Annotated in this window: 22 protein-coding genes; 6 read left to right on the top strand and 16 right to left on the bottom strand. The window is 50.0% G+C overall.

Features of this window, described 5'->3' with window-relative positions; translation table 11 throughout:
* The first annotated feature begins 13 nt into the window (after positions 1–13).
* Positions 14–541: a YceI family protein gene (locus tag IE117_RS19340; protein ID WP_189566217.1), complete on the top strand. Its 528-nt coding sequence runs from the start codon at positions 14–16 to the stop codon at positions 539–541.
* A 167-nt stretch (positions 542–708) separates the two neighbouring features.
* Here the strand turns inward: IE117_RS19340 and IE117_RS19335 are convergent, their stop codons facing one another.
* Both IE117_RS19335 and IE117_RS19330 read right to left on the bottom strand, forming a co-directional pair.
* Complete coding sequence (locus tag IE117_RS19335) at positions 709–3,153, bottom strand: TonB-dependent receptor (protein WP_189566215.1); 2,445 nt, start codon at positions 3,151–3,153, stop codon at positions 709–711.
* Positions 3,154–3,421: 268 nt separating this feature from the next.
* Positions 3,422–4,102, bottom strand: a complete 681-nt coding sequence (locus tag IE117_RS19330; protein WP_189566213.1) for a type 1 glutamine amidotransferase domain-containing protein — start codon at positions 4,100–4,102, stop codon at positions 3,422–3,424.
* A gap of 372 nt (positions 4,103–4,474) precedes the next feature.
* Here IE117_RS19330 and IE117_RS19325 point away from each other — a divergent pair, with 372 nt between their 5' ends.
* A complete protein-coding gene (locus IE117_RS19325; RefSeq protein ID WP_189566211.1) occupies positions 4,475–5,791 on the top strand; it encodes an alpha/beta hydrolase family protein in 1,317 nt (438 codons plus the stop codon).
* A 34-nt stretch (positions 5,792–5,825) separates the two neighbouring features.
* On the opposite strand, the gene IE117_RS19320 is transcribed toward IE117_RS19325, so the two are convergent.
* The 6 genes from IE117_RS19320 to IE117_RS19295 all read right to left on the bottom strand — a co-directional run bounded on the left by IE117_RS19320 (position 5,826) and on the right by IE117_RS19295 (position 12,815).
* Positions 5,826–7,376, bottom strand: a complete 1,551-nt coding sequence (locus IE117_RS19320; protein ID WP_189566209.1) for a 4Fe-4S binding protein — start codon at positions 7,374–7,376, stop codon at positions 5,826–5,828.
* An 86-nt stretch (positions 7,377–7,462) separates the two neighbouring features.
* Positions 7,463–8,821: an NAD(P)/FAD-dependent oxidoreductase gene (locus IE117_RS19315; protein ID WP_189566207.1), complete on the bottom strand. Its 1,359-nt coding sequence runs from the start codon at positions 8,819–8,821 to the stop codon at positions 7,463–7,465.
* A 141-nt stretch (positions 8,822–8,962) separates the two neighbouring features.
* On the bottom strand, positions 8,963–9,364 hold the full coding sequence (locus tag IE117_RS19310) for an OsmC family protein (protein ID WP_189566205.1): 402 nt from the start codon (positions 9,362–9,364) through the stop codon (positions 8,963–8,965).
* A gap of 93 nt (positions 9,365–9,457) precedes the next feature.
* Positions 9,458–10,480, bottom strand: a complete 1,023-nt coding sequence (locus IE117_RS19305) for an AI-2E family transporter (RefSeq protein ID WP_189566203.1) — start codon at positions 10,478–10,480, stop codon at positions 9,458–9,460.
* 65 nt (positions 10,481–10,545) lie between these two features.
* Entirely contained in the window at positions 10,546–12,000 is a 1,455-nt protein-coding gene (locus IE117_RS19300; protein ID WP_189566201.1) for a DUF5723 family protein, read from the bottom strand.
* A gap of 59 nt (positions 12,001–12,059) precedes the next feature.
* On the bottom strand, positions 12,060–12,815 hold the full coding sequence (locus IE117_RS19295) for an OmpA family protein (protein ID WP_189566199.1): 756 nt from the start codon (positions 12,813–12,815) through the stop codon (positions 12,060–12,062).
* 204 nt (positions 12,816–13,019) lie between these two features.
* Between IE117_RS19295 and IE117_RS19290 the strand changes: the two genes are divergently transcribed.
* Positions 13,020–13,181: a DUF1328 domain-containing protein gene (locus IE117_RS19290; protein ID WP_189566197.1), complete on the top strand. Its 162-nt coding sequence runs from the start codon at positions 13,020–13,022 to the stop codon at positions 13,179–13,181.
* 115 nt (positions 13,182–13,296) lie between these two features.
* Here the strand turns inward: IE117_RS19290 and guaA are convergent, their stop codons facing one another.
* The 3 genes from guaA to IE117_RS19275 form a co-directional block, all read right to left on the bottom strand.
* A complete protein-coding gene (gene guaA / locus IE117_RS19285) occupies positions 13,297–14,826 on the bottom strand; it encodes a glutamine-hydrolyzing GMP synthase (protein WP_189566195.1) in 1,530 nt (509 codons plus the stop codon).
* Between the two features lie 145 nt (positions 14,827–14,971).
* Positions 14,972–16,357, bottom strand: coding sequence for a Gfo/Idh/MocA family oxidoreductase (locus IE117_RS19280; protein ID WP_189566193.1), 1,386 nt, complete (start codon positions 16,355–16,357; stop codon positions 14,972–14,974).
* Positions 16,358–16,386: 29 nt separating this feature from the next.
* On the bottom strand, positions 16,387–17,679 hold the full coding sequence (locus tag IE117_RS19275; RefSeq protein WP_189566191.1) for a M16 family metallopeptidase: 1,293 nt from the start codon (positions 17,677–17,679) through the stop codon (positions 16,387–16,389).
* Between the two features lie 82 nt (positions 17,680–17,761).
* On the opposite strand from IE117_RS19275, the gene IE117_RS19270 reads away from it, so the two are divergent.
* From IE117_RS19270 to IE117_RS19260, 3 genes are all read left to right on the top strand, one after another.
* Complete coding sequence (locus IE117_RS19270; protein ID WP_189566189.1) at positions 17,762–18,757, top strand: glycosyltransferase family 9 protein; 996 nt, start codon at positions 17,762–17,764, stop codon at positions 18,755–18,757.
* A gap of 105 nt (positions 18,758–18,862) precedes the next feature.
* Positions 18,863–19,390, top strand: a complete 528-nt coding sequence (locus IE117_RS19265; protein ID WP_189566187.1) for a GNAT family N-acetyltransferase — start codon at positions 18,863–18,865, stop codon at positions 19,388–19,390.
* 307 nt (positions 19,391–19,697) lie between these two features.
* Complete coding sequence (locus IE117_RS19260; RefSeq protein WP_189566184.1) at positions 19,698–21,263, top strand: GH3 family acyl-acid amido synthetase; 1,566 nt, start codon at positions 19,698–19,700, stop codon at positions 21,261–21,263.
* A gap of 31 nt (positions 21,264–21,294) precedes the next feature.
* Here IE117_RS19260 and IE117_RS19255 read toward each other — a convergent pair whose 3' ends face one another.
* Genes IE117_RS19255 through IE117_RS19235 form a run of 5 tightly spaced genes read right to left on the bottom strand, consistent with a single transcriptional unit; the run spans position 21,295 to position 25,941 of the window.
* The gene (locus tag IE117_RS19255) at positions 21,295–21,897 is read right to left on the bottom strand and encodes a hypothetical protein (protein ID WP_229581166.1); all 603 of its coding nucleotides are present in this window, start codon (positions 21,895–21,897) and stop codon (positions 21,295–21,297) included.
* Positions 21,898–21,940: 43 nt separating this feature from the next.
* On the bottom strand, positions 21,941–22,969 hold the full coding sequence (locus tag IE117_RS19250; RefSeq protein ID WP_189566182.1) for a Gfo/Idh/MocA family protein: 1,029 nt from the start codon (positions 22,967–22,969) through the stop codon (positions 21,941–21,943).
* Entirely contained in the window at positions 22,966–24,249 is a 1,284-nt protein-coding gene (locus tag IE117_RS19245) for a four-carbon acid sugar kinase family protein (protein ID WP_189566181.1), read from the bottom strand. Before IE117_RS19245 ends, IE117_RS19250 begins: the two co-directional genes overlap by 4 nt.
* Entirely contained in the window at positions 24,246–24,875 is a 630-nt protein-coding gene (locus tag IE117_RS19240) for a cyclase family protein (RefSeq protein WP_189566179.1), read from the bottom strand. Before IE117_RS19240 ends, IE117_RS19245 begins: the two co-directional genes overlap by 4 nt.
* Before the next feature lie 7 nt (positions 24,876–24,882).
* A complete protein-coding gene (locus IE117_RS19235) occupies positions 24,883–25,941 on the bottom strand; it encodes an isocitrate/isopropylmalate dehydrogenase family protein (protein ID WP_189566177.1) in 1,059 nt (352 codons plus the stop codon).
* Positions 25,942–25,977 lie beyond the last annotated feature (36 nt).

Below are 25,977 nucleotides of genomic sequence, written 5' to 3'. Positions count from 1 at the left end.
TTCAACCCAAATCATGCGCATATTTTTCTTGTTGGGAGCCATGGCTTTTTCATCGTTTTCGTTTGCACAGTCCTGGACACCAACAGCGGCCCGCACTGCCTTCACGGCAAAAATGTTTGGCGTAAAAGTGGCAGGTACTTTTACAGGGTTCAAAGGGAACATCACCTTTGACCCTGCCAATCCTGGTCAGTCCCATATTTCAGGAAGCGTAGAGGCGGCTACCGTGGATACCGGCAACTCATTGAGGGATGGCCATCTCCGCGAAAAGGAAGATTTTTTTCAGGCCAGCAAGTACCCTCGTATCAGCCTGAAATCAACCAAGATAGAGAAGACAGGTTCGGGCTTTCTGGGTACTTTTGATTTTACGCTGAAAAACGTAACGAGATCGCTCAAAATTCCATTCACTTTCCAGTCATTCGGATCTAAGGCACTATTGGAGGGGTCGGTAAAACTGGATCGCACCGATTGGAACTTCGGGGGCAATACCCTGGGAATGTCAGACGATGTTCAGCTGGATTTGAAGGTAACTTTGAAGCAATAAGTAGCGATTGAGTTGATCCATGGATTTGGTTAAAACCTTAACTACCGAATCGCGAGCATTTTCATAACAAAAAATCCGTCCCTCAACAAGGGGCGGATTTCCATATTCTTAACCTAAACTAATCGTATGAGGATTAGTGCTTTTCGCGCCTCGGGGCGCAACTTCTTTTAATTCGATTTGACCCTCTGTTGTAGGTCATCCGCTCCGGTGTTTCTTTGGCGGGCGCCTTTCACATTTTGATTGCCAAAGTTGTAGGTAAATGTCAACCGTATCTGGCGGCTTGGCCAGGTAGAGCGGACCCTGAGGTCGATATCCTGGAATTGTGCCCTTCCGCTAAATTTATTCATCCAGAAAATGTCACTCACGTTCAGGCGGAAGGTGCCTTTTTTCTCCCAGACACTTTTTTGCAAGCCCAGGTTGATCATGCCTTGTGGATTGGAAACAAAGAATCCGTACACACTCGGACTGTTGTACCAACCGGAGAGTTCGGCTGACCAATTGTTTTTCATCTTAAATTGGTTGCTCGCGTAGATATTGTAGTTCAACTGGTTGACGTCATACAGCGCATCGCCATAAAAGGTCTTGTAACGATTGTACGATCCGGTGAGGTTAGCTTGCAAAGTCCACCATTTGGCAATCGGAATGGGCAGCGAAACGGTGAGGTTGACGTTGTCCTGGGTGTCGAGGTTCTCGGTGGTGACAAATGTTTTATTTTCTGACGGGATCTGGCGTGGTACTTCGCGGGCGATCAGGTCGTTAATGCGGCTGTACGAAATGCTGGTGTTAATAAATGACTTATAGACGTGCGTTACTTGCAAAGCGTGGGTGTACTGCGGCCGCAGATTGGGATTCCCGCGCTCAAACGTATAGGGATCGAGGTAAAACTCGAAAGGGTTCAATGACTGGTAGTCGGGACGGTCGATGCGGCGGCTGTAGGAAAAGTTCAGCACGTTGCTGCTGTCCAGTTGCTGGGAAAGAAACACGCTCGGAAAAAGATTCAGGTAGTTGCGGTCACGTACATCATTCAACGTTACCGAGTTGCCTATCGAGTGTGTATGCTCGGCCCGAAATCCCAATTGATAGGTCGTTTTCTCGCTCAGTTTGCCTCCGTAGTTCACATAAACCGCATTGATGTTCTCGGTGTATTTGAATCGGTTGGTACGCGTCGGATCGATCACCCAGACATCTTGTTTTACTTCAAAAGTCAGGTCATTGTCCGACTTCACGTAGCTGCTTTTAAGGCCTGTCTCAAATTTTCCCTTCCCCAGCTTCTGCACGTAATCCAGCTTCACTACCCCAATGTTAATAGTCGAAGGCATATCATTCCTGACCAGGTCCGGCGAGCCATCCAGCGTTCCATCCGGCTTGAAATAGGTGGTGTTGAGGTTATTGAAACTTTGACCCCCATAATGCACATAGTCGGCGTCAAAGGTTAGTTCCTTGCCTTTGTCGTCAAATTTATGCTTTACGTTCAGGTTGGTCGTGACGTTATTTGTTTTCTGGCCGTTGGTGGACTGGGTCAAAAATGAGCGTATCAAATTAAAATCGCCGTCCAGAATTCGGCTGTTGTTGATACCCTCGGGCTGCGACCAGTCGTTGAAAAATGCCGAAGCCAGTACCCCCAGCGTGGTTTTGTCTGTCAGGCTATAATCCATTCCAGTCCGGATGCTGTAATTCTGGTAGTTGGAGCGGCGCTTATTATTCTGGTCGAAAATCGTGACCTCACCCTCAAAAGGTATGGTGCGGTAAATGTCGTTGGTATTGACATGGCCGCCGGAATACACACTACCGTTACCGAAGATATTTATTTTGCCCTGTCGGTGGTTGAGAGCCAGCGATGCATTGCCGCGCCCTACCGATCCATCGGGCATATACCCCCCACCAACGGTGAAGTTGCCGTTTGTGCCGTAATTTTTGTTTTTCTTGAATACGATATTGATGATGCCGGAATTTCCTGCTGCATCGTACTTGGCCGAAGGATTCGTGATAAGCTCGATCTTCTCGATGTTGTCGCTGGGCGTATTGCGCAGCAAATTCATCAGTTCAGTTTGGGAAAGAAAGCTTCGCTTGCCGTCGATCTGCACCAGTACACCGTCTTTGCCGCGTAGTTTCAGGGCATCGTTCTGCTGATCTACAACTACCCCAGGCGCTCGTTCAAGTACTTCCAGAGCGGTGGCCCCAGCTGAGACAATGCTGTTTTCAACGTTTACGACGGTGCGATCAATCTGTTGCTCGATGAAAGGCTTTTGGGCCACCACTCTCACTTCATCAAGAAGTTCTACACTGGTGGTCAGTTTTACGGGCGAAAGTTTTACTTCTGAATTAGCTACCGTAAAGACTGGGCTGTAAACTTTCTGATATCCGACCATCGAAACAAGTGTCAGGTAGCGGCCGGCTTCGATGGACTCAAAGGCAAATTTTCCGTCGGCATCGGAAGTCATACCTTTGGCAAGGGTGGAGTCTTTGGCTTTGAGTAAGAGTACATTGACAAAGGGAAAGGGGACGTTTTTTTCGTCCAGCACCGAGCCGGACACAAGGCCCCGGTTCGTATTTTGCGCCCATAATGGGGCTGATACCAGTAGCAGGGCTACCAGTTTGGTAAAAAATTTCATGGCTAATGATAGTTTAAGTTCCCACCCGAAAATCCTCGTGTGCACCGGGGTTTCGTGGCGTTTTCGATGGGTCAAAGGTAGGTACTATGCATTGCATAGAACCTTTTAATACACAAGTGGGCGAAAGATTGGATAAACGGATTAATCTTGCCCCTGCCTGCGCTGCCTTCTCACCTAATGGATGCGAAACCCACCCGGAAAGTTGCATGGAGTGAAAATAAATCGGGAAACAATTCGGAGTTGGTGGGAATGCAGCTATTGGCTACCCTTATTTTTCAATCAGTTCCTCAACCAGTTTTTTGGCGATTTTTTTGGCTGAGGCAGGATTCTGGCCCGTGACAAGGCGCTCGTCCATTTCAATGTACTGAGTGAATGGAATCATGGTTTTTGTAAAGTGTGCGCCGTTTTCACGCAGTTGGTCTTCCAAAGAAAAAGGAACCTCGCTTGCCATACTTGATAAGGTTTCTTCCAGATTGGAAAATGCCGTCAGGTACTTGTCGTCGATCAATCGACTTCCCTCCGAAAGCCGGACATTAAGCAGGGCGGAAACCCCGTGGGCTACGGCGGCCACTGTACCGAAATTCTCGTAAATAACCTTGGTGAGTTCCTGCAATTCGGCATTGTCAGGAAAATCCCACATCGTACCGTGGCCGCCCGCAAAATAAATCAGGCGGTAGTTTTTTGCTTCTACATCGGAAGGTTTCAGGGAAGTTTCCAGCCGCTGCCTGAAAGCCTCGTCTCCGTAGTACTTCTCATTGGACTCATCCTTCAGATCCAGGCTACGCTCGTCGATAGGAATGGCACCACCGAGCGGACTGACCAGATCATACATGATCCGGTGTCTATCAAGTACCTCACAAAAATGCGTCAACTCGCTCAACCAAAGCCCTGTTTTATTAGGCTTGTTGGGAAATGTAACGTGATTGGTACAGACGATCAGAGCTTTCATGGCGGTTTTGGGGTTTTGAGAAATGGGCTGCTGCAGCCGAAAAGTAGGGAAAATATCGAATCAGACAAAAAGAGAGAATTTCAAGTGGTATCAAAGGTAGAGCAGGTACTTCTCGCGCATTCCCCATGATTGAAGACTGATTTACCAGAATTCCAACTTTTTCATTTTTCAGGTAGTTAAGGTAGTTCCCTGTCTGGTTGGCGCCCGTTATGGGTTATCTTTCTGATGTGAGGCCACTGTCCTGCCGAATGGCAGCCCTGGTGTCGATGTAGTAGTTCTTATTTGTAAGAGCCTTTGTCAATAACGGACCTGAAAAGACACACAGAACGACGTCACGAGCAAAATAGCATACCTCATACTTCCCATATCATAATGAATAAAGCCCCCCGGAAAACCATCGTCCTTCTAGCCAGTATTCTACTGCTTCAATTACTGGCAGCCCCTTTTACCTTTTCCCAAAGTACCGAAAATATTTTCGTTTACGGTGACGCTCTCCCTGACGCGCCCGAACTTTCGGCACGGGGCGAATTTAAAATCGGAGTTCGTACGCTCGATTTTGTAAATAAAAATCAAGTTGACATTCTTAAGACCAAAGAAAACGCCAATGCCCGCTACGACCGGGCTCTGAAGGTGGAAGTATGGTACCCGGCAGCTCTGACCGCAGGGCAGCAGGAAATTGTCACCTATGAGGAAGTCATGGGAACCTCCAATGATCCGAAGCGACCACTGATTCCGTTTACGTTCAAAGGTCGGGCTACGCGCGATGCTGCCCCAAGTACAACTTCGGGCACTTTTCCGTTAATCGTGGTTTCCCACGGGTACGTAGGCTCACGGCTTCTGCTGACTTACCTGACCGAGAATCTGGCATCGAAGGGCTATGTGGTCGTGGCCATCGACCACGCCGAATCGACTTTCCGCGATGCGGCAGGATTTACCAGCACGCTCCTTAACCGTTCAAAGGATATTCTCTTCGTTCTCAACCAGATGGCCGACCTTGGAAAGCCGGGCAGTAAAAACTTCCTTTCCGGACTTCTCGATGCAAACAGTATTGGCCTGATTGGCTACTCGATGGGAGGATATGGGGTATTGAACGTAGCCGGGGCGGGTTATAGCGAAGGTTTTGCCAAGGCTTTTGGCGGTATGTCGGGAGGTAGCAATGCTATCGAGGTTAGAACGACCCGCAACGCCGAATATGAAAACTCACTGGACCCGCGTATCAAAGCTGTAGTAGCCTTTGCTCCCTGGGGTATGGAGCGGGGGGTTTGGGATACCGAAAGCCTGAAAGGACTGAAAGTACCCACATTTTTCGTGGCGGGTAGCCAGGACGATGTTTCAGGCTACGAAAAAGGCATTAAAGCCATCTACACGGGCGCGGTTAACGCTGAGCGGTATTTACTCACTTACGAAAATGCCCGACATAACGTAGCCCCTAACCCACCACCGGCCGAAGCCTTGCGGCCGGGACTACCCTTCGACGAATACTACCGGTATGCCGAGCCCGCCTGGGACGAGCGGCGGATCAACAACATCAATCAGCACTTTGTGACGGCATTCATGGGAAAGTACTTGAAAGGTAAGGACCTCGACAAGTACCTCGACCTGCCTAAGAATTCCAATGAGAAAACCTGGACTGGCTTCAAGGCCCGCAGTTCTACGGGAATGCAACTCCTGCACGAAGCTGCCAGGTAGTGTACCGGGGGTGAGCACTGATAAGGGCTGAAATTCATTTGATCTTCGGCATGTCGTTGCCCGTCATGATCTCAGGAGCCACCATCACCCGGCTGTGGGGATCGGCGTTTTCCAGGTTCAGAACGCCCCGGGGGCATACCGCCGAGCAGATACCGCAGCCCACACAGGAGGCCCGGACAATGTCCTGCCCTTTTTGCGCATAGGCCCGCACATCGATGCCCATTTCGCAATAAGTCGAACAATTGCCGCACGATATGCATTGTCCGCCGTTGGTGGTAATGCGAAAGCGTGATTTGAAGCGCTGCACCAGGCCCAAGTAAGCTGCCAAAGGACAGCCGAAGCGACACCATACGCGGTTACCCATCAGGGGATAAAACCCAACGCCGACGATACCCGAGAATAGGGCGCCAATCCAGAATCCGTAGGCAGCCCGCACTGAATAACTACTGACGGGTCCGATATTGGACTGGCCCGTGAAATACGTATACAGCACGAAAGCCGTCATGATAATGGCAAAAGCCAGCACACCATGTACCATGTATCGTTCAATCTTCCACGCTCGCATTGACTTATCGGATAATTGGCGGTGCGGATCGCCGAGCGTTTCGGCAAGGCCGCCGCAACCGCATACCCAGGAACAATACCAGCGTTTTCCGTAGAGGTAGGTAAATATGGGTACGGCCAATACGAACAGTGCAATTCCCCAGACAAGCATAAATAGTCCCAGGGTACCATTGCTCAGCAATTCGTTCAGGTTAAAATCAAAGAAAAAATCGTAATCCAGCGGCCACATGTTCTTGAAATCAAAATAGGGCTGGTTAAGGCGCACCAGAATTTCGGGAATAATAAAGGCGAAGGAAGTCTGGAAAAACATGACCGACACCGACCGGATTTGCTCATAGGGAGAGTGCCGGTACTTGATAATCATACGAATGCCCATAATCAGGATGCATAGCGTATAGAGAAACCCGTACAAAAACCATTGTGACGCCGGGCCGCCATTGAGTGCCTCACTGATCGGATCAACCAAAAGTACCCAGTTGACAATGTATTGCGGGTAAAAGTAGAGAACCACGTAAAATGCAATCAGAAAAGTACCCAGAAGGATGCCGATCCATCCGCGGGAAGTGGCCGGGTGGTGGTATATGTGGTCATTCTTGATGCCGGGAAGCAGGCGGTTGTTGGGAAATATATACATCAAAGCCCCAACAATAGCCAATCCAAAACTCAACCAAAACCACAAAAACGTGTGTTCAGTAATCGGCCCTTCGGAAGAGGCCTTGGTTACTATAAAGGCGTAATTGTCATAAATAACCTGGTCATCTTTTTCCGCTTTCCGTAACTCCTCATTGACTTCCTCCTGGATTTTGCTAAAATCATTGCTGAATTCAAAAGCCGTTGAATAGCTTTTGCCGAACATTGGCTCAGCCTTCGCTTTCAGAAGATCGTAGTGTTCTTTTTTGACATTGACCGTATCGCTTAGGATGCCCTCCGTCAGAGTATATTTCCCTAAACTTAGGGTAGCTACCCAAATGGTAAAACCTATTACAAACAGGGTAAGGCCAATTTTTTGAATATTATTCATCAATTTCTGATTTGTTGAATTCCGGAATTGAATGGCCCGGATATGATTCGCTATTCCAGGCACCAGGATTACTATACCACAAGAAACTACCCCCACACGCGCTCCCAGAAGGGCGCTTTGCCGCCAAGTTTCACGTTATGTTTCGGGCTATGCTTATTAAATGCAGCAACGATTGATTTTTCGTGACGTTGGAAAAATTCGGGATCAAAATGGGCGTCCCGAAAGTGCGAGAGAACGTAGCCGATACTTTTCTTGCCTTTGATCCATTTTTCGCAGACCTCGTGTCGCAGCCTCATTCCAAAATTATTGATTCCGGTCAATGTATTGTTATCCTCCCGGTAGTTCAGTCTCAAAGCAATCTTACCGCCAGGATGCTCCCAGTAAAAACTCTTTATGCCCTCCGGGGCTTCGGCGGGCACCTGACCGTATGTCTGGTACTCTATGTCCATAAATTTGGCTGAGTTGAAAAACACACCTGGTTGGTAAGGAGTCCTGGTCTGGCAAATACTCCGGGCTACGGTTTCGCCCATGATACGGCCCGTGTACCAAATCTGCTCGACCGATTTACGATCTTCCAGGGGGTTTCGATGCTGTACGCAATCACCGATCGCATACACATCCGGAATATTCGTTTCCAAAAATTCGTTGACCAGAATCCCCTTGTCGGTTTCAAGGGCAGTATCGCTAAATTGCTTGACATTGGGATGTACCCCGACTGCCAGCCCAACGAACTGACAATCGATTTGTTCGCCATTCTTGGTTGTTACACTGGTTACCCGTAGGGCTGCCTCGCGGTTATTGTCGTCATGAATGGCCTCCAGTTCAGTTTCGAGGCGTAAATCCACGCCATGTTCCCGGATGTGCCGCCCGATCATTTCGGCCTCCTCTTTCGGCAAAACGCCATTCCAATAGGCCTCTTCCCGGACAAGCATGGTCACACGGATGTCCCGGGTCAGGAGCATCTCGGCCATTTCGATTCCTATAAGCCCGCCACCCACGATCACTGCCCGGTCGATGCCTTCCGTGTTAGCCTCCATGGCTTCCAGGTCCTGAAAGCTGTAAAAACCCTGGACGCCCTCCAAATCCTGCCCCGGCCAACCAAAGGCATTGCTCTCTGAGCCTACGCCCAGAATCAGGATGTCATAGGTAAGTTCGGTGGGTACATTGGTACCTTCGTCGAGGGTGATGGATTTGTTATCAAAGTCAAAGTGGCTTACCCATGCCTGGCGGAGTTCAATGCGGTTTTTCTCCCAAAAATAGTCCTCGTAAGGTTTGGTGTGTTCGTACTTCATGTGACCCATGTAAATGTACATGAGGGCCGTACGGGAGAAAAAATGTTCAGTCTCAGAAGAAATTACGGTTATCCGGTCGTCGGAATGCTTGCGAATATGCCGGGCGGCGGTGATACCGCTGATGCCGTTACCTAAAATGACTATATGCCTCATTGAATTTGTTCAGGATTCCATTCAGTTCGTCCAGATCAATTTGCCCCAGGCAGACTTGAAGTACCTGCCTGCGTCACTCTAATCTATTGGCTTTTCAGAAAAAGTAATTCACCGATTGCAGCCACACCCCAATCCCTCCGCCTAAATTTCGTAAAGAGCACTTTCAATATCGATCGGATGAGTTAATAAGCGGTGTGCGGGACAATTGTTTGCGATTTGAAGAAGCCGGTCGCATTGCTCGCTATCCAGTTTGCCCCTAACCTTGATCCGCCTTGTGATGACTGGTGTTTGCCCTTTTTCGATGGCCAGCTCAAGCCTGACATCAATGTCGTCTACCTCCCAGCCTTTGCGCTGTGCGTACATTTTCAGGGTGACACTGGTACATGCCCCCAATCCGCCAAGAATCAATTCGTAAGGGGTGAGCCCCTGGTCTTTCCCACCGAGTTCTTCGGGTTCGTCAGCCAGTACCTCATGCCGTCGGGCTTGCAGGGAAACAACGTAGTCTTCTTCACCCAGTACGGCAAATAAGGTAGTAATGCTCATAAAATCGGAGGTTGGATTCCTGAAATGTACGGATTTGACCCGTATCAAACAATCCCGCCAAATCAAATACGGCAAATTTTACACCCAGGTTGCTTAACTGTCCTCCCCCATGAGATCGACCATCGGTTGAGTATGGGGAGACAGCTTGAAGGCTACTCTGATGATACCAGTCAGGGGTAAGGCGATGATTGCGCCACCTATCCCCCAGACTGCCCCAAACACTATGATCGAGACGATGCTGAACATTGGATTGAGGCCCACTGCGTTGCCTACTAAAAATGGAGAAAGTGCATAATTTTCGATGATCTGAGCAAGAGTCATTACCCCGACCACTATCAGAAATGAGGACGGATCACCCGATAACATGGCCAGAATTGCCGCCAGACCGCCGCCGATGATGTTGCCTATATAGGGCAGAAAAGAAAATAGTGCGGCAATAACTGCCAGCAGAATGCTGTACTTAATTCCGCCGATCAGGAACCCGATGGCGTATACCACCGCTAGCGCGGAAATGTCTTTCAGCATACCCCACACATACATGCTTGCGGTGTCGCGTGCCTCGTAGATCAGTTTGTGCGCTTTTTGTTTTTTATCGGGATCAACACTACGGACAATGAATTTCTCTATTTCGGTGCGATGCGACAGCAACAACACGAAATAAACAAACATCAAAATAAAGTTAGTGATCGTACTAGTAAACGAACCGAAAAACGCAGCTGCGTAAGTACCCATCCGGCTTGCAACCTGGCTTACCTTTTCGGTTTGCTCTTTGGGAGTCACCCCAAATTTTTGGTTAACGAAACTTTGGGCCTTATCAAAAATATCCATAGCCTTTTGCTCCATCCGGGGCAAATCTTCCGACATCAGGCTCATCTGAAAATACAGCAAACCGGCCATTCCAGCGAAGAAAAGAATCAGTATCAGCGTGCTCACCATGACAGCCCAGCCTTTGCCAAGGCCTTTGTCCATCAGCCAGTCCATCACCGGACTGAACACCATCGCCAAAACTATGGACACAAAGAAGGTAACCAGAAATGTTTTGCCCAGAAACATGGCTGCCGGAACGCCAATGAGCACAATAATCCAGCGGGAGAAGGTAGCGATATTTTCTTTCATATAGTTTTTTTAGTCCTGGGGAGTTGGACTGTAAAAACCATGCCGTAAATTGACATAAGGGCTGTTTATCGCTGGTTTTTCTTATTCAGCGCAATACTCAACCCACCGTAAACATCCACACCCTGAGCCTTGAACCGGCCGTTTCTGGAAAATACCCCCAACAGATTGTCAGAACCAAGCACAAAGGGTCCGGCGCGCAGCCCGGCTCCTACCGCCCAGCCCCCGTTCTGCCGGATGATCGGAAAAGCCAAACCAACCTGTTCTGACTCAAACCGGGGCGTTACAGCGAGCAACCCTGTTTGTCTGAACTGTGGGGTCGACGACCTTTCCAGTCCCTGAATCACCGTAGTGTTAACATAGATGTTTTTCATGAGCCGGAAGTCGGCTCCCAGGTTGAAAGCAGCGGGCGTGGCAATTGTAAACTGTCCGGAATTATCCGCCTCCGTCAAACCAAACTCATTTTCCAACACCCGACCGAAAGCATTCAGTTGATTTTCGCCCTCGCGCGGTGAGCTGTAGCCCCGCCACTCCTCTTCTGTGATTTGCCGGTTGGCAGCATCGATCTGGTAGTTCTTGACCTTCGCCCCCTGGTACTTGATGAGCCCAATGTCCGTTACTGACGCGCTCAGGCGCATCCGTGGCATTCCTTCTCCCCCGTCCAAAAGCTCAAGCACCAGGCCCGCATCCCATCCCCAGCCCTTACCGCTGGAATTTCGGCCAAAGATCCATCCCGGCGACAGGAACGAGGCCCGGGAGGCATCGGTGTATCCCATTGTCGCTGCGAAGCGATCGATCTGCATGTAGGCGCTATTGACTTTGGTGGAGTCAGGAAGCACACGGTAGTTTAGCTCCTGATTTTCCACATAACCGCCCGCGTACCCAAAGTACCTTTTCACCGTAAAGCCTCCCTTCAATCGGATGGCGTCTGTCTCAGCAAGTACCTGCCCGAGCGATGCCGCCCATTCTGAGTAGGCCTGACTGGTAAGATTGAACTTGTTCTCGGATTGCGAGGCAAAAAGAGCCAATATCCCAAAGTCTTCCAAACTTTGCGCATTGGCTAACCCCAGGCGGGCAATGGCCATCAGGCGTTCGGAGGCGTCAGTAACCTGAACCCCGCTACGCACCCTCGTCATTAAGGCCAGGTTGGTTCGGTCGCCGAGCCGGAATGATACGGCGGGACCACGCAATTCGCCGGAAAGGGTTCCGTTTTTGGGTTTTCCGTTTCGGATTTCCACCAGATCGTACGGGTCAAGGGGTCGGTCGTTTTTCTGCCGCAACAAGTCGAACATTGAAAATGGCGCGGCGTACCGCACATAGTTGTTGTCCAGATGGATACCGCCTGACAAAATATGCAGTTGGGTGGAAAACCGGTTATCCGCCACAAAGGCCGGATTTTGGTAGACCGAATAAAAACCACCGTTATACTGCGAGGACAAGCCCAAAAACTTTTGCGCGAGGGTAGTTTCTGAATCGAAGAGGCATGCTATTCCAGCAAAAACCAGGATGGGAAGCTTTTTCATATGTATGGTTTATTCGGACAACGACCCAGTTTTTGACACTGGATTCTGTTTTGTGTGTATTAATTTTCCAACACCTGGAATTCCACCCGCCGGTTCAGCGATTTGTTTCCTTCGGTGTCATTAGGGGCAACCGGCTTTTCCTGACCATAGCCGCGATGGCGTAATCGACTCGATGCGATATCTTTCCGCAGTAAATACGAGTAAATGACCTTCGCCCGGTTTTCGGACAAGTACTGATTTAATCTTGGGTCTCCGACATTATCGGTATGTCCGGCAATTTCAATTTTCAGCCTGGGGTTATCGCGAAGCGTTCTATAAAGTTTCTGTAGTTGTTCGTACGACTCAGGCCGGAGCTCATATTTGCTCTGATCAAAATAAATTTTATCCAGCCTGATGACATCGTTGACTTTTAAGTCTGTGAAAACGGAATCCATTCGCTTTTCGAGCAGCGCCGTGTACTGATAAAACCCGCAGGTGTCGCAGGAAACCAAGAGCACCTCCTCGATTGTGTAATAGTCTTTCGACGCAGTCTCAACGGTTACGGTATCGGAATGGTACATTTTCACATTGAAATCCGGTGCCCCGCTACGGTTGGCCCCCTGAAATTTTTCATTGGCTATGTGCAGGTATACTTCAAAATCAGCGGGTACTTCACGGCCTGTTTTATCGTCCACAGCGCGTAAGGTGAATAAAGTAACAGGTTTTGAAGGGGAGACGACCTGACCGTACGCTTTTTGTATTACCAGGAATGTGAAAAGTAAGAAACTAAACGAGGGTAGTTGCATGGGTCGGTAGTTGATGCGGCATTCCGACATTTAACGATTTTATGAATTAATAATTTATCGAGCCTTGATTAATTATCGCCAAATTGTAGAAATAAATACTCACGTTTCGATATTCTACGGGATTTAGAGGAGTGTGGCTGATATAATATTTCCTCAACACCCGGAATCGGTGCACTGGAATGGGCTTTTACGTCCATAACCTAGTTCCCCATTTTTAACTAACCCCTGTAAGTCATGCTCAAATGGTCAATTATTCTCTTAGTCGTAGCGATTATCGCCGGTGTTCTTGGATTCGGTGGAATTGCAGCCGGTGCTGCTGAAATCGCCAAGATTCTATTCTACATATTCATAGTACTCTTCGTTCTCAGCCTGATTTTTGGAAGATCGAGATTGTAGCCCAGAATGTACTTTTCAAGAAAAAAGCCGGGAGGAGGTGCATGCACCTCCTCCCGGCTTTTTTCTTGTACAACTACCTTGAATTGTCTTTCTGCGTCATGAAGGTTTCAGTGCCTTACTCCCATTCAATCGTAGCGGGCGGCTTGGATGAAATATCGTAGACAACGCGGTTAACGCCTTTGACCTTATTAATGATGTCGTTGGAGATTTCTGCCAGAAAATCATAAGGTAAATGTGCCCAGTCCGCAGTCATACCATCTACGGAAGTCACAGCCCGGAGGGCCACTACCCGCTCATAAGTGCGTTCGTCGCCCATTACCCCAACGCTTTGGATAGGAAGGAGCATGGTTCCGGCTTGCCACACTTCGTTGTATAATCCATGCTTTTTCAGTCCTTCAATAAATATGGAATCCACCTCCTGCAAAATGGCCACCCGCTCCGCGGTAACATCGCCCAGAATTCTGATGGCCAGACCGGGCCCCGGGAACGGGTGACGTCCGAGGATGCTGCCGGGCAGGCCAAGGGTCTTGCCTACTTCCCGCACTTCGTCTTTGAATAAAGTGTTCAGCGGTTCCACCACTTTCAAATTCATGAAGTCGGGCAAGCCACCCACGTTGTGGTGAGACTTGATAGTAGCAGAAGGGCCCTTCACCGAGACCGACTCGATCACATCAGGGTAGATAGTCCCCTGCCCCAGCCATTTGACGTCCTGAATTAAATGTGCCTCCTGATCAAAAACCTCGATGAAAGTTCGGCCAATGGCCTTGCGCTTGTCTTCCGGGTCTTCGAGTCCTTTCAAAGCGGTGTAGAACTGCTGTACAGCATCCACACCTTTGATATTCAGACCCATGTCCTGATAAGAATGCAGGACTTCCTCGAATTCGTTTTTACGCAGCAGGCCGTTATCCACGAAAATACAGTACAGCTGCTCGCCGATGGCGCGGTGCACCAGCGTGGCGGCGACGGTAGAATCCACCCCGCCCGAAAGCGCCATAACTACCTTATCGTCGCCTATTTTAGTTTGGAGCGCCTGAATGGTGGATTCCACAAACGACTCGGTGGTCCAATCCTGCTTACAACCACAGATTCCAACCACAAAGTTGTGCAGCAACTTCTTGCCCTCGGTCGAGTGGGTCACCTCAGGGTGGAACTGAATGCCGTAGGTGAGCTCGTCAGCAATTTTGAATGCCGCCACCTCCACTGAGGGGGTCGAAGCGATTACACGAAAATTGTCCGGTATGCGTTTGATGGTGTCGGCATGAGACATCCATACCTGAGAGGTCTCAGATATTCCGGCCAACAGGGAGGAGTCCTCATCGACGATTTCAAGTCGAGCGCGGCCGTACTCGCGGTTTTCGGATGGCATTACGTCACCGCCCATCATTTGGGCCATGAGCTGCGCGCCGTAGCACACTCCCAGCACGGGTACCTTATGCCGAAACTGATCGAGGTCGATTCGTGGTGCGTCGAGATCACGCACCGAGCATGGGCTGCCTGATAATATGACGCCCTTGGTACTCGATGTGATTTCGGGAATATGATTAAAGGGATGGATTTCGCAATACACATCGAGCTCGCGAACACGGCGGGCGATGAGTTGGGTATACTGCGAACCAAAGTCAAGGATGAGGATTCTTTCGGTCATGGTCGTTTTTTGGAAACCGCGAAGTTAGGTAGAAGCGACAAAGCCACAAAACCGCAACGCGACAAAGTTCCAGAGTACCTGACCGGCGATTAACATTGCATGGGGACGGCGTACGCCCAAAAGAGCCAAACGCAGCACCGGAAACTCATTTTCTCCTCTTCATGGCCACGGGGTCCCAATACACTGTTTTCTGGTCAAAGTAGCTCTCGTTGCATGCCAGTACGGGAGCAGCAGCGCGAAACGCAAACACAGGATCCTCGATGGTTCCCTGACTACCCTTGCGCATATTTTCAAAGAAATTGGCAAAGTGGTTGGCGTGCTCGTCCTCCTTATCGGGTTTCGAGAATTTCACTTCCTTCACAGGTTCCGCCTTACGTGTCTCAGGGGGGTACTTTGCGTCGTAATTCTTTACGAACTCTTTCTGAGTCTCTTCGGGAAAGGTGAAATAACTGTCGTAGTTGCCATAGCCGGGCGCTTCGGGTAGTTTTTTCTTTGTCAGGATGATCCCCTGATTGTCGAATTCGATCTGGCCTTCGGTCCCTATGATCCGGGTATTGTTCTTGATGGCCCCGGCATTGGCAAAATTAACCCGCAGCACCATCTGGAACTTCTCATGAATATCCGTTTTTGGATATTCAAGAATGGAAACAAGCACATCCGGAACATCACGCCCGTCCTTCCAGTAGCTCAGCTCACCCGACGAAAATATTCGTTGCGGCCCCATTGACCCCGTCACGTAGTGAACCCCCGTGATCAGGTGGACAAATAAGTCTCCCGCCACGCCGGTGCCATAGTCGCGGTAGTTCCGCCAGCGAAAAAACCTTTTGGCGTCGAAGGGTACTTTGGGCGCATCGCCCAAAAAGCGATCCCAATCGCAGGTTTCAGGCGAGGCATCAGGGGGAATCGAGTAGTTCCAGGCACCAATGGCGCCAAAACGGTCATTATTAGATTCCACGTAATTGATTTCGCCGATGTCGCCCGCCGCAATCATTTTTTTTGCCTCTTCGTAGGCTGCGCTACTGATCCGCTGACTACCCACCTGCATCGTTTTACCCGATTTTTTCCAAGCATCGATGACCGACAACCCCTCATCGATATGATGGACCATTGGTTTTTCGCAGTAGACGTGTTTTCCGGCTTTCAGGGCGGCCTTTGTGATGTGATCGTGCCAGTGGTCAGGCGTCACGATCAGCACGGCGTCGATATCCGGACGGGCCAGAATTTCCCGGTAATCGCGGGTCGTGATTATTTCCTTCCCAAACGTTTCTTTGACCCGCTGAAGACGTCCGTCGTACAGGTCGGCGACGGCCACCAGTTCGGCGTCAGGCGCTGACCGCAGGGCAGCCTGGGTATCAAAATTTCCCTGAATCCCCATGCCGATCGTGGCAATACGAATCTTATCGTTCGGACTCACCTTTTTCAGATTCTTGATGTAGGAATAGGTCGGCCGGGCCTGCGCCATACCACCCACAGCCAATAGGGCGGACGCTGCCGTTGCATTTTTCAGGAAAGTTCTGCGGTCTGGTTTCATAACGTTCGGGAATTAAAAATTTAGCAAAATCATGCTTCAGGCAGGAAAGTCAGGTAGCTAAAATCTTTCTCGTCAAACATCTCGACTGCCATTTCCTGCAATTGCTTGGCTTCAAGATTCTGAATTTCGTTAAAAATCGCTGGCAATGTCTCCACTCGTCCGGTATCGAGCAGGCTTTTAGCCATCATGAGCATAAAACTGTTGTTGCTCTCCTCCGACATGGCGAGTTGTCCCATAAGCTGTACCTTGGCCCGGTGCAGTTGCGTGGGTGTGAGCGGCTGCTCTCGCAAGCGCCTCAATTCCTTGTGAATGAGATTTATACTCCGATCCAATTGCCTTGGTTCGGTCCCAAAATAGATTCCCAGATAACCTGCATCGAGATAGGCCATATAGCTGGCGTCAATGGAATACACGAATCCATAGCGCTCCCGCAGCGACATATTGAAGCGGGAATTCATTCCCGGCCCTCCCAGCAGATTGACAAGGGCAAAAAACGGTAGTTTACGCTCGTCGGTGAGCGGGTAGGCCGGCCGGCCCATTGCGCATTGCGCCTGGGTCAGGGACCGCTCCACTTTTTGCTGAACCGGTTGGTACGACAGAGGCGGGTGGCGTAACCGGGTACTTTCCTGACGAGGTACTTCGCCAAGGTACCTTTCGGCCAGTTTGACCACTTTGGCGAAAGGCAGACGGCTCACGGACGATACGATGACGCGTTCCGTGTCCAGATTTTCCAGAATGAATGCGCGCAAATCTTCTCTGGTAAATCGATTCACCGTTTCCTGATTGCCGAGGATGTTAAATCCCAGGGCGTGGTCAGGAAAAAGCAGGGCATCGAAGTCGTCCTGAATGGCATCTTCGGGAGAGTCGTAGTACATCGACATCTCTTCCAGAATCACATTCCGCTCACGTTCAATCTGTTTCTCCGGAAAGATAGAGTGAAACGAGATATCGGCCAGTAGTTCCAGTGCTTTGTCGAAATGGGCGTCAAGTACCGAGGCGTGGAAGCAAATCTTCTCTTTGGTCGTGTACGCGTTCAACTCACCGCCTACGGTTTCAAGCCGGTTGATAATATGGTGGGAACGTCGTTTTTCGGTGCCCTTAAAAGCCATATGCTCCCAAAAATGAGCCAGCCCCTGCTGATCGGGGCGCTCATCCCGGCTTCCTATGTCGAACATTATTCCGCAATGCGCAATTTGCGTGTGCAGTACCTGCTTGTGCGCAACCCGAATGCCATTGGGCAGTATATGCAGCTGGTATTCCTCCTGCAGTTTGGGCAGATTTGCTTCGGTAGTCCTTCGATTGCGGGTGATGGTTTCTTTCATTTAGAATTAACACAAAAACCTACCGGATAATTTTCGGTAGTACGAACAAAATTACGGATTTTTGCCAGATACCCCCTTCCCGATGCCAACCCGTAAAATCCTCATTATCCAAACGGCCTTCCTGGGTGATGCCATTCTGGCGACCTCCCTTTTGGAGAGTTTGCACCGCGCATGGCCTGAGGCCCACCTGGATTTGCTTGTGCGCAAAGGGCATGAGGCCCTGTTCGATGGGCATCCGTACCTACATGAAGTCCTGACATGGAATAAAAAAGAAAACCGATACCGCAACCTCTGGGCGCTTTTAGGAGGCATACGCGAGCGGAGGTATGATCGGGTGATTACTTTGCAACGCTTTGCTTCCACCGGACTCCTGACCGCACTTTCAGGGGCAGAACATCGTATGGGTTTTAAGAAAAATCCATTCTCTTTTACGTTTACCCACGCCCAAAAACACATTTTGCAAGCCGGAACGCATGAGGTAGAACGTAATTTCTCACTAATAGAAGAATGGATAGCGGGAAATTTGCAAAAACCCCGCCTCTACCCTACTCCTGCCGATTACGCCAGGGTGAAGGCCTACCAAAACGTCCCCTACATTTGCGTTGCCCCGGCTTCGGTATGGTTCACCAAGCAGTATCCGGCAGAACGATGGATAGAACTACTTCAAAACTTGCCTTCCCGGTTTGCAGTCCGGATGCTGGGCAGTCCGGCGGATTTTGACTTGGGGCAAAAACTTATTGAAACGTCGGGCCTGAATGAGCGGGCGCTCAACTTATGCGGCCAATTATCGTTTCTGGAATCGGCCGCCTTGATGCAGGGCGCTGCCATGAATTACGTCAACGACTCGGCGCCCATGCACATGGCCTCGGCCCTGAATGCTCCGGTCTGCGCGGTCTATTGCTCCACAGTGCCTGCTTTCGGCTTTGGCCCGCTGTCAGATGAGTCTTTTGTCGTCGAAAGGAAAGGAAACCTGAGTTGTCGCCCCTGCGGCCTGCACGGCCACCGTGCCTGCCCGGAAGGGCATTTCCGTTGCGCCCTCGAGATAAAAACATCTCAGCTGACAGGCATAATTCAGTAAAACTAGTGTATCGGTTGATTTCTGCCGGCACACACCACGTTCGGTGTTCTTCGCCCCGGAAATCGCCAATCAGCCGGCTGGTATTTAATTCGAAAAATTACACCCATGAACTACATCCTGGAAACCGAGCGACTCAGATTGCGGGAGTATGCTTTGAGCGATTCACCGTTTATCCTCGAACTACTGAATACCGCCAGCTGGCTGGAATTTATCGGCGACCGCAATGTAAGGTCAGAAACCCAAGCCGTTGATTACCTGAACAATGGGCCATTGAACAGCTACCGGTCGCACGGTTTTGGGTTGTGGCTGGTGGAGAAAAAGACCGACGGTCATGCCATTGGCTCTTGTGGTCTTCTCAAACGCGAAAACCTGGATTACCCAGACATTGGTTATGCTTTTCTACCAGAACACACCGGATACGGATTTGCCTACGAAATAGCCAGTGAGGTATTGACTTATGGTTTCGATAAACTTAACCTTCCAAAAATTCACGGCATCTGCAAATCCAATAACAATCGTTCCATCAATCTATTGGAGAAATTAGGGTTGCATTTCGAGAGCCATTACTGTTTGCCTGATACCACTGAAAAGTCTGTTTTGTACACTTTGAAAAACGATGAAATGGATAGATAACTACTTTTTGCGTCAGGGAGAATCCAACCGAAGTTCTCTGCTTGTTTGACACAGCCAAAGTGGATGGCAAGCAACCGGATCATCCAGTGTAGCTGGCCGGAAAACGAATGTTATGTACCTTGCCGATCAACCTGTACAAGGGATTATCCATTGAACCAATTGAGGCCATTTTGCAAGTGGCAATTCAGCTTTAAATTGATTGAATAAAAATACTACGCTGCCCATCCAATTGAAATTTAATTGGGTGGGCATACTTTTTTCATCCCAAAAAAAATATCAATTGTCAATGCTAATTACCCAAACATAAATGTCCCTATTAGGAAGTTTCATCAAAAAGGCCGTCGATCTCGGCGAAGCCCTCACTGCGTACGACTCGCCCGTCGAAGAGCAGGAAAAAGTTCTCCGCCATTTGCTGGAAAAAGCAAAAGATACGGCCTTCGGCAAACACTATAATTTTGAGTCAATTCTGAAAAGCGATAACCTTTTCCAGACTTTTGCCGAGCGGGTGCCCTCGCACGATTACGATAAAATAAACAAGAACTGGTGGCACCGCACCCTGGCTGGTGAAGCCGATGTTGCCTGGCCCGGCAAACCCAATTACTTCGCCGTGAGCTCGGGCACCACAAGTACCAGCAAACACATCCCGGTGACCGACGACATGCTGGCGGCGATTCGCCGGGCAGGCATCGGCCAGGTACTTGCGTTATCGGAATACGATCTGCCGCCGGAGTTTTTTGAGAAGGAAATTTTGATGTTGGGTTCCAGCACTGACCTGAAAAAAGTGGACGACCACCTGGAAGGTGAAATCAGCGGGATCAGCGCCAGCAATATTCCCGGCTGGTTTGAATTCTACTACAAACCGGGAAAAGAAATTTCGGCCATACAGGATTGGGATGCACGGGTAGAACGCATCGCGCAGGAAGCACCCAACTGGGATATCGGCAGCCTCTCGGGTATCCCGTCGTGGATTGAGCTCATGCTCAAGAAAGTGATTGAATACCACGGCCTGAATACTATTCACGAGATCTGGCCCAATCTGCGCGTATACACCTCAGGTGGTGTTGCTCTGGCCCCGTACGTCGAAAGCCTGAATAAACTGATGGCTCATCCGCTCATTTACATCGACACTTACCTGGCATCCGAAGGATTCCTGGCCTTCCAGTCCCGTCCCGAGACTAAGGCCATGAAGCTGGTGCTCAACAACGGGATCTACTTTGAGTTTGTACCGTTTCAGGATCGTTTCATGGCCGAAGACGGCACAGTAAGGCCGGACGCCCCGGTCCTGAACAGCATGGAAGTTACCGAGGGCGTTGACTACGTGTTGCTGATTTCAACCGTTTCGGGTGCCTGGCGCTATATGATTGGCGATACGGTTCAGTTTACCGATGTCTCGCGTGGTGAGATCATCATCAGCGGCCGCACGAAGTTTTACCTCAATGTGGTGGGCGAACAGCTTCCGGTCAATAAAATGGCTCAGGCCGTGCAAAAGTTGGCCGAGAAAAAAGGAATCTCAATCAAAGAATTCACCGTGGCCGCGGTACGCCGGGAAGATGGCGAATACATCAACCGCTGGTACCTTGGTGCAGATGGAGAAACCGCCGACTCATCGGATGCTGCCGCGATTCTTGACGAGGTCTTGCGGGAATCCAATAAAAACTACGATGTGGCCCGCACCAAAGCGCTGAAAGGCGTGGAAGCCGAGATCATTTCCTGTGATCTTTTCACCCGGTGGAACGAACGGACCAAGAAAAAAGGCGGACAGGTAAAGATGCCGAATGTAATGAAGGAAGAGGATTTTCTGGAATTTGAGCGTTTTATTGAAGGGGAGTCGGCATTGGGCGGTCAGCAATCTGCCCTTTCAGGCAAGTTGTAAAATCCTTCAAGGCCGTTGGCTGATAGCAAAGTCACAATTTTGCCTTATACTCATCTATCAGCATTAGCGTTTCTTCCGGCGACACATAGAGTCGCCGGATTTTTTCTTTGTAGCGGTTTGGCAAATGGGCGTGGTCGAGGATGAAATTCTTGGTGGCCACGATCTTATCTCCCAGACCGTGGCTGATTGCAAACAGATCGGCGGTGCGCTCGGCCTGCATCAGGTAACGTCTGGAAAACAAATAGCCCAGCCCAAATTTGGCCATTTCCCAGATTGAGCGGTCAAGGTAATCCATGACATGACCCAGCTCATGCCCAATCCAACCAATAAGTACCTCCCGGGGTATCTTTTCGATGGGAAGTGCGTGGGTTTCGTCTTTGAAGTACCTGCTTATTTTAATCACATACCCCCGCTTCGCCCTTGTGTTCAGAAGTGTCCCAATTGCGGGCTGTGCCAGCATTACCGATTTTTTTATTGACGGATCGAGTATGCGAAATTCAATTGGCGTGGCTAGCAGTTCGGGGTAGTAGGACAACGAAAGCAGAATTTCCTCTTTCAACAGATCGGGTATGATTTTATTTTGCCCGAATCGTTCCAAGGTTGAGCCTGAGTCCTTTATTTCATTATTCATCATGGATAAAAATTTCGGATTCCTGTCCAGAAAGTACCTACTATTTTCAGGCCATGTGAATCACTTTTTGATTCGAACTGGACTCGTAAATTGCTTCCTGAACAATTATATTTTTCAAGTATTCCCGGCCGGACGTTTCAAACTCCAAGCCACTGAGCATACACCCGGTAAAGTGTGTCTGAGTAGTGAACACGCAATCTCCCGCAAAGTTGTGGTTTTGGTGCACGTAGTTGTGTGACTTTTCAGATTCACCAAGCAGTTGAAGGGTCAAACCACCATCATTGTACAGCCGGATTGAGCCCCCGGAACCTTCCAGCAAAAATTCTCCAAAAGTGTACCGGGCATTCACAGATTTGCTTTCGTTGTACCGGTTGGCATCGTACACACCGCTTGCGCCTGATTCAAAAGTGAAGAAAACCATGCCGTCATCTTCGCCCTCGATGTCTTTATTCAATTTTCTCAACCTGGCGTATACCGTTTCGACTTCTCCGGCCAGGAAACGAAAAGTGTCGATAAAGTGAATGCCCGTTTCGTAGATCAGCAACCTGGGCATGGTGCGGAAATAAGGCTGCCGTGCCAGGTAGGCATCCGGCTGCCAACCGTCTCCCATGCGCATCCGGAAATTGAGACTGAATAACTCCCCGATTGACTGGTCGTCCAGTAGTTTTTTGATTTCGCGGTGCCAGGGCTGAAAGCGAAAATTTTCGTGTACCATCAGGCGGACGCCCTTGGCCTCACAATAATTCACCAGTTCTTCGGCTTCCTGGTAAGTGGGAGCAAGCGGCTTCTGAACGATAATATTCACGCCCAGGTCGGCCGCTATTTTGCAGAATGTAAGGTGCGTGGCAGGAGGCGTAATGATGTCCACAAAATCGGGCCTTTCGATCCGTAGCATTTCCGCGAATTCCGGATATACATTGTGGATTCCGAATTTGGTAGCCACGGCTTTGGCAACAGATGTGTCGGTGTCGGCAAGAGCCACAATCTCTACCTCCGGTATGCGCTGCCAGGCTTCATAATGAAACTGCGCAAAGTAGCCCGCACCCACACAAACGCCTTTCAGTACTTTTGTCATCTCAGCTTTTCATAGATTTCCCGCAAAGTACCTTCATCGCCCACGTTGCCGGGGAAGACGACGTACGATAAGCCGGGGAATTTGGCTTCGTCGCCCAATTTCCATACCGGTATTCCAGCGGCGATTTGCCCTGATACCATCGCACGCTTGACGCCCAAGCCTTTCGTCGCCAGATCGCTGGAAGTGATCCCCCCTTTGGCGATGAAAAATTTGGGAGGTTCGGTCAGGTTTTGCACAAGTTTTATCAACCCTGCTGACACCAGAACGCTGATGGCAAGACTATCCTTTTCATCGGCCCCCGCCACCAAGGTTCTGCTGGTAAAGAGTACCACATCCTGATTATCAGCCAATAATTCATTAAGTTTTTCGGAAACAGCTGTCAGGTAATCGTCCTGCCTCAAAAACGCTTCGACTTCAAATTCAACCCTCGCGATCCCCGAATCGAGTAGTCTTTTCAGCTGCGTCGTAGTTTTTGGAACGTGGGAACCCACGACGATAACCCCACCCGTTTGGGAGGCATCTGCCAGCACTTCGCTTCTCGTCAGATACGCTTTCTCGGAAATTCGTCCGAAACTCGCCACAAAAGAGGCCGCCGTGCGGAAAATCATTTTCCGTTTTGCAGCCATTGCGGCTCCTGAGAATTTAGCAAGATGCCCATCGGTCAATGCATTGACGATTAGTACTTTATTGGCTTTGTTCAATCTTGCCAGAATCTCCGCTTCGGGTTCGTTGTCCAGGTGTTCGATCGAAATAGAATCCACCTCGAAAGCCGGGATTCGGCCTTTTGTCTTTTCCTCGACCCAGTCTTTGAGATTGGAATTGCCATAGCCGAAAGTCTTATCCTGCGCATAGGGTGTTTCGGCGGCCGGAATCCAGGTATCACCTTCTTTCAGATAGTGGATGTCGTCTTTTGTGAAACGGTTGCCCGCAAAAAAGGCGGGCAGTAAAATGGTCAGGTAGTCATCGCCCCAGCCAAGCCCTTCGGCCAATGCGTCGACTTCGGTGGGAAAATGCCCCCTCAAAGTGGAATCGCTGCGGCTAATGAGCCAACACTCTTGATTCAGGCTTTTAATGGTTTTTCCAATCTGACTAGCCAGTTGCTCAGCCTCTTCGGGATGTAAGGCCCGCGAATTGGTCAGGATGTAGAAAAGCGGGGTTCGCTGCGAAAATTCTTGACGCAGGACGTCTTCACTCCATTCCGTCAGTACCGGAATTCCGTGGACTGTCTGGGTGCCGGTCGGGTCGTCGTCAAGAACGATTATGGGTTTGTATTGACTCATTCTTCGATGGCGATTACCCGGCAGGGAGCCCCGTCGCCGCCTTTGATTTTTAGCGGGAGGGCAATCAGTTTGACTGAGAGACCCGAAATTTTGTCGAGATCGCACAGTCCTTCTACAATGATTACTTTCCCCAACAGAATTTTATGGATCAGCGTGACTTCCGCCATGTTGTTTACGTCGGCCACCGAAGGAGGCTCCACACCCAGAATTTTGACCCGATTGTCAACGCACCAAACCGCAAGTTCCTCGCTGATTCTGGGCAAGGCATTACGGTAGGCGTCGGTGCCCAACCTTTTGTACCAGTTGGTTTTGAACAGCAAACTATCACCCTGCCGGAAGAATGGAGCGATCCCGCGAAGGTCTTCAACGGTAATGAGGTACTTTTCTTCACAATCGGCAACATTGACCACCCAGGCCCGGTCGGCCATGAAATCCTCCGGCCGGAACTGATCGATGGAAAAATCGCTCACTCCAAAGTGGAGCGGTGCGTCCATGTGGGTTCCCGCGTGCGAATAGATCTGCAGCGCACTGGCATTCCAGCCGTCTGTGTCCAGCTTTCGGGCCGGAGCAGAACTGAACCCGGCAATCGTTTCCGAATAGGGTAGCGTGAGGTCGACAATTTTCATGTACCAATCAACCCTTCAAATTTTCAATAATGGCCTGTGCCACTTCGGTAGTGGAGTTTTTTCCGCCTGCATCGCCCGTCAGGATACCCTGCGCGGTGGTGGCGTTGATCGCCTTCACGATGGCCTCGGCAGCGGCTGTCTCGCCGATATGTTCCAGCATGATAGCCCCCGACCAGATTTGCCCGATGGGGTTAGCGATGCCTTTACCCGCGATATCAGGCGCCGAACCGTGAATGGGTTCAAACATGGAAGGAAAGTTCTTCTCCGGATTGATATTACCGCTTGGCCCAAAGCCCAGACTACCCATAATGGCTCCGCCAAGGTCCGAGAGAATATCGCCCAACATATTGGTGGTAAGCACGACATCGAATAGCTCAGGCCGGAGAACGAAATTGGCCGTGGCGGCGTCGATGTACATCTTGCCATACTGCACGTCGGGATAATGCTCGGCCACTTCGGCGATCACCCTATCCCAGTAGGCCAGCGTATTGATCATCGTGTTGGACTTGGTCACGTTGGTTACCTTCTTGCGACGTTTTTGCGCCAGTTTGAAAGCATAGTGCGCGATGCGCTCGATCCCTGGACGGGTGAACAGGCTGGTGTCGGTTGCAAATCCGTAAGGTTCATCGGGGTACATCTGCCGGCCATTCTGCACAAATTCGCCCTCATTGTTTTCCCTGATTACCACAAAATCAATATCCTTCTGAGTTTTGGTGCGTAGTGGGCTGTCGATGCCATCCAGCAGTTTCACCGGGCGGTAGTTGACGTACTGCTTGAACGCCGTGCGTACTTTATTGGTGAATAGTTTGAAGGGAAGTGTGTCGTCTACGGCGGGTAGGCCCACGGCTCCGAACAATATCCCATCGAAATTTTTTAAATCCTCCAAGCCGGTTTCGGCCATGAAATCGCCGTGTTCCAGGTAGTAGCCCGCCCCATAGGCATACTCGGTGGTGTCAAGATCAAAGCCAAATTTTTCAGCGGCGGCTTTGAGTACTTCAACGCCCATTGGGACGATTTCGTGACCAATGCCGTCACCGTTTACTACGGCAATTTTGTAAGAAGTCATTTTTTAGGAATGATGAATTATGAGTGAAAAAGATTG

Source organism: Persicitalea jodogahamensis, assembly GCF_014651615.1.
GTDB lineage: Bacteria > Bacteroidota > Bacteroidia > Cytophagales > Spirosomataceae > Persicitalea > Persicitalea jodogahamensis.
Note: the sequence above shows the minus strand (reverse complement) of the source record. Positions and strands in the feature narration are given on the sequence as shown.